Annotated in this window: 5 protein-coding genes; 2 read left to right on the top strand and 3 right to left on the bottom strand. The window is 38.8% G+C overall.

Going from position 1 to position 2,968, the window contains the following annotated elements; all coding sequences use genetic code 11:
* Together ACFIK3_RS09155 and ACFIK3_RS09150 are read left to right on the top strand one after the other, a co-directional pair.
* Nucleotides 1-787, top strand: a 787-nt coding sequence (locus tag ACFIK3_RS09155) for a tyrosine-type recombinase/integrase (RefSeq protein WP_375676595.1), incomplete at its 5' end; no start/stop codon positions are given.
* Between the two features lie 209 nt (nt 788-996).
* The gene (locus ACFIK3_RS09150; RefSeq protein WP_007347209.1) at nt 997-1,197 is read left to right on the top strand and encodes an AlpA family transcriptional regulator; all 201 of its coding nucleotides are present in this window, start codon (nt 997-999) and stop codon (nt 1,195-1,197) included.
* 102 nt (nt 1,198-1,299) lie between these two features.
* Here the strand turns inward: ACFIK3_RS09150 and ACFIK3_RS09145 are convergent, their stop codons facing one another.
* The 3 genes from ACFIK3_RS09145 to ACFIK3_RS09135 all read right to left on the bottom strand — a co-directional run bounded on the left by ACFIK3_RS09145 (nt 1,300) and on the right by ACFIK3_RS09135 (nt 2,820).
* A complete protein-coding gene (locus ACFIK3_RS09145; RefSeq protein ID WP_375676594.1) occupies nt 1,300-1,659 on the bottom strand; it encodes a hypothetical protein in 360 nt (119 codons plus the stop codon).
* A gap of 178 nt (nt 1,660-1,837) precedes the next feature.
* On the bottom strand, nt 1,838-2,242 hold the full coding sequence (locus ACFIK3_RS09140) for a hypothetical protein (protein WP_026500686.1): 405 nt from the start codon (nt 2,240-2,242) through the stop codon (nt 1,838-1,840).
* Nucleotides 2,243-2,418: 176 nt separating this feature from the next.
* A complete protein-coding gene (locus ACFIK3_RS09135) occupies nt 2,419-2,820 on the bottom strand; it encodes a hypothetical protein (protein ID WP_026500687.1) in 402 nt (133 codons plus the stop codon).
* Nucleotides 2,821-2,968: the final 148 nt, after the last annotated feature.

The raw sequence follows: 2,968 nt of genomic DNA, 5'->3' as shown, positions 1-2,968 counted from the left end.
ACGCCTTCATATTCTGCCCAAATTAGGCTGTCTTCCCGTTTCTGAGATTACACAAACAGAGATACGCAATGTTCTTGTCCCTATTTGGCATACAAAAGCTGGAACTGCTCGAACAGCACTGATGCGTCTTAATCTTTGTCTCAAACATGCGGCTGCATTAGGGTTAGATGTTGATTTACAAGCAGTAGAAAAAGCAAAAGCTCTCTTAGGCAAACAACGTCATAAAAAACAAAGCTTACCAGCCATGGATTGGAGAGATGTGCCGGCTTTTTATAAAACACTCTGTGAAGCATCAACCATAACACAACTGGCTTTGCGTTTGCTTATTCTGACAGGCGTTCGTACCAACCCTTTGTGTCATATTCATAAAGACCAAGTTGATGGCGATATCTGGACAATCCCTGCTGAAAATATGAAAGGTCGACGTGATACTACAGAAGAGTTTCGCGTGCCTCTATCATCAGAAGCATTAGAAATCTTAAAACAAGCGCGCTTGCTTTCTCGCAATGATTTCTTCTTTTCTGCAACCGGTCGGGGTCCCCTCGCTGCAAATTGTATGGCTCAATATATGAGAGACAATAAAATTGAGGCATGCCCCCATGGATTTCGTTCTAGTTTACGTGATTGGCTTGCTGAAACAACCGATGCTCCCTATGAGGTCGCTGAAACCATTCTAAGTCATACGGTCGGCGGTAAAGTAGAGCGTGCCTATCGTCGGACTGATTATCTAGAACAGCGCCGTGTCTATATGGATAAATGGGCGGCTTATGTCACGGGTCAATCTTAAGATATGGGGTGAATAACCCCATTATCTGTGGATAACTTTAGCTCTCTTTTCTCTCATTCTTTCTCAATAAGAGTCATAATTTATCACATCAGAAATTGTATGATAAAATATTGTTTTCTATGAATAAAACATCTTTCTAAATGAACCAAAATGTGGTTAATAAATGGTTATGATTTGTTGCCATTTTTTGAGAGTGAAAGGATTTTAGTATGACAGAAAATGATATTCTTTTAACAGACCGTGAAAGTGCAAAATTGCTTCATATGAGTGTTTCAACATTCCGGCGTCATGTAACCAATGGCTCTCTCCCAAAACCTTTAAAATTTGGCTTTTTATCCCGTTGGTTACAATCAGATCTTTTGAATGTCATCGAGCAAGCAAAACAGCAACGTCAAAGTGACGCGGCATAAAAAGAAAACCTTGTCACGTAAGAACGGACAAGGCTTTCTCAAGCTCATCAACCTGGAACTTTATTTGGTGTAAATTCAAAGCTTTCTCTGCTGAAGCAAGACCTAAGGTTTGCATTCAAGTTGTTCTGAATGCTTTTTACAATAAGGGCTATTTAAGCGTCTCTCAACACTTCGCTGAGGCATGACAGCACCAGGACGACATATGGGAAGGTTGTCCGATTTATGGTTCTCACACCAATCTTGTATTGTAAAGCTAGGGCGAAAACCTGATTGCGCCATACACATTTCAATACTGGCAAATTGATTCAAATCTAGCGCCACAACCTTATTAAGGTCCGGTACTCCACATTCTAAAAGTATTTTATTTCTCCATAATGCTGGAGAAAGTGAGGGAATTGAGTTAACACATCCAGCGATACTTAACAGAGTTATACAGCTCAATAGTTTTAAATTTTTCTTCATTTTTCCCCTCTTTCAATGGATTTATTTACAATAAAAAAGCTCATAAGCTTGTTTATATTTTCTGTCACCGCTTCATTAAAACAACGGTGAACAATATTGAGATGATGGATTGAGAAAACAATCCCGCCATTCCAAGCAAAGGCACGGAGGGCGGATTGTTGATCATCACAAACAGTGCTTAAGGTTGGCATTCTGGTTTATTTTTATATTTTTGGCAATAAGCGCTATTTAAACGCTTCTTGACACTTCGTTTTGGAATGACAGCACCTGGCACACAAATCGGAAGATCTTCGGCATTATAATTTCTACACCGATCTCTCCACTTCCCTCCTAATTTACTATGAAAACCTGCTTGGGTTAGACATGCATAAATAGATGTATTCGCATTTATACTTAACTCTCTATAATCCATCATATAATCATCATGAGGATTCAGCATTCCACATTCTAATAGTGCTTTTTTAATCTCAATCTTATCTTCTCCTAGCTTCTCTAATACATCCACAGCCTGGTAAGGACCTGGAAAACATCCAGCTATAATAAGCAAAGCCAATCCACTCAATAACTTTAAAGTTGCTTTCATTTTTTCTCTCCTTCAATGATTTTTTATGATAAGATTGCTTATAAGCTTGTCGATGTTTTATATTCCTCTGTCCATACCAATTTGAAACATGTTGAGTGCCGATACAATTGGCCCACACACTTATGCAAAAGATAAAAAAACTAAAGATTACTCTTAATCATACCATCATCAAAAAACTACGGTAGACATTCAGGCTTGTTTCTATTTCTTTTACAATGGGGGCTGTTCAGGCGTTTCTTAACACTTCTTTGAGGAATGACAGCACCTGAATGACAAATCGGAAAACGAGCATCAAAAAACTCACACGAACTCAAATATCCGGATTTATATCTAAAACCTGCTTGAACCATGCAAGCTTCAATTAATGCGTTCGCATTTCCGTCTAACTTTCTGTTGTATTCATCACGATTATAAGGTGTTGGCATGCCACATTCTAACAGCGCTTTCCCTATATCAATTGTATTTGCACCAGGCTTATCCCATAATTCCCAAGCTGATAAGGGAACCTCAGCTTTATACTCACATCCAGCTATACTTAACAGAGCTATGCCGCTCAATAATTGCAAGACTTTCTTCATTCTTCCCCTCCTTCAGTGGGTTTCTTTACGATAAAACAGCTCATAAACCTGTTGATATTTCCTGTCACCGCTGCTTAAAACAACGGTGAACAATATTGAGATGATGGATTGAGAAAACAATCCCCTCATTCCAAGCAAAAGCAAGGAT

Source organism: Bartonella sp. CB10SXKL, from assembly GCF_042195515.1.
In the GTDB taxonomy this organism is placed as follows: Bacteria; Pseudomonadota; Alphaproteobacteria; order Rhizobiales; family Rhizobiaceae; genus Bartonella.
The sequence above is the reverse complement of the archived record's forward strand: the minus strand, read 5'-3'. Positions and strand labels throughout refer to the sequence as shown.

Bases quoted from the DNA above. Each gene is read 5' to 3' on its own strand.
- ACFIK3_RS09140 (WP_026500686.1), bottom strand. From the start codon at position 2,242: ATGAAAGCAACTTTAAAGTTATTGAGTGGATTGGCTTTGCTTATTATA.
- ACFIK3_RS09145 (WP_375676594.1), bottom strand. From the start codon at position 1,659: ATGAAGAAAAATTTAAAACTATTGAGCTGTATAACTCTGTTAAGTATC.
- ACFIK3_RS09135 (WP_026500687.1), bottom strand. From the start codon at position 2,820: ATGAAGAAAGTCTTGCAATTATTGAGCGGCATAGCTCTGTTAAGTATA.
- ACFIK3_RS09150 (WP_007347209.1), top strand. From the start codon at position 997: ATGACAGAAAATGATATTCTTTTAACAGACCGTGAAAGTGCAAAATTG.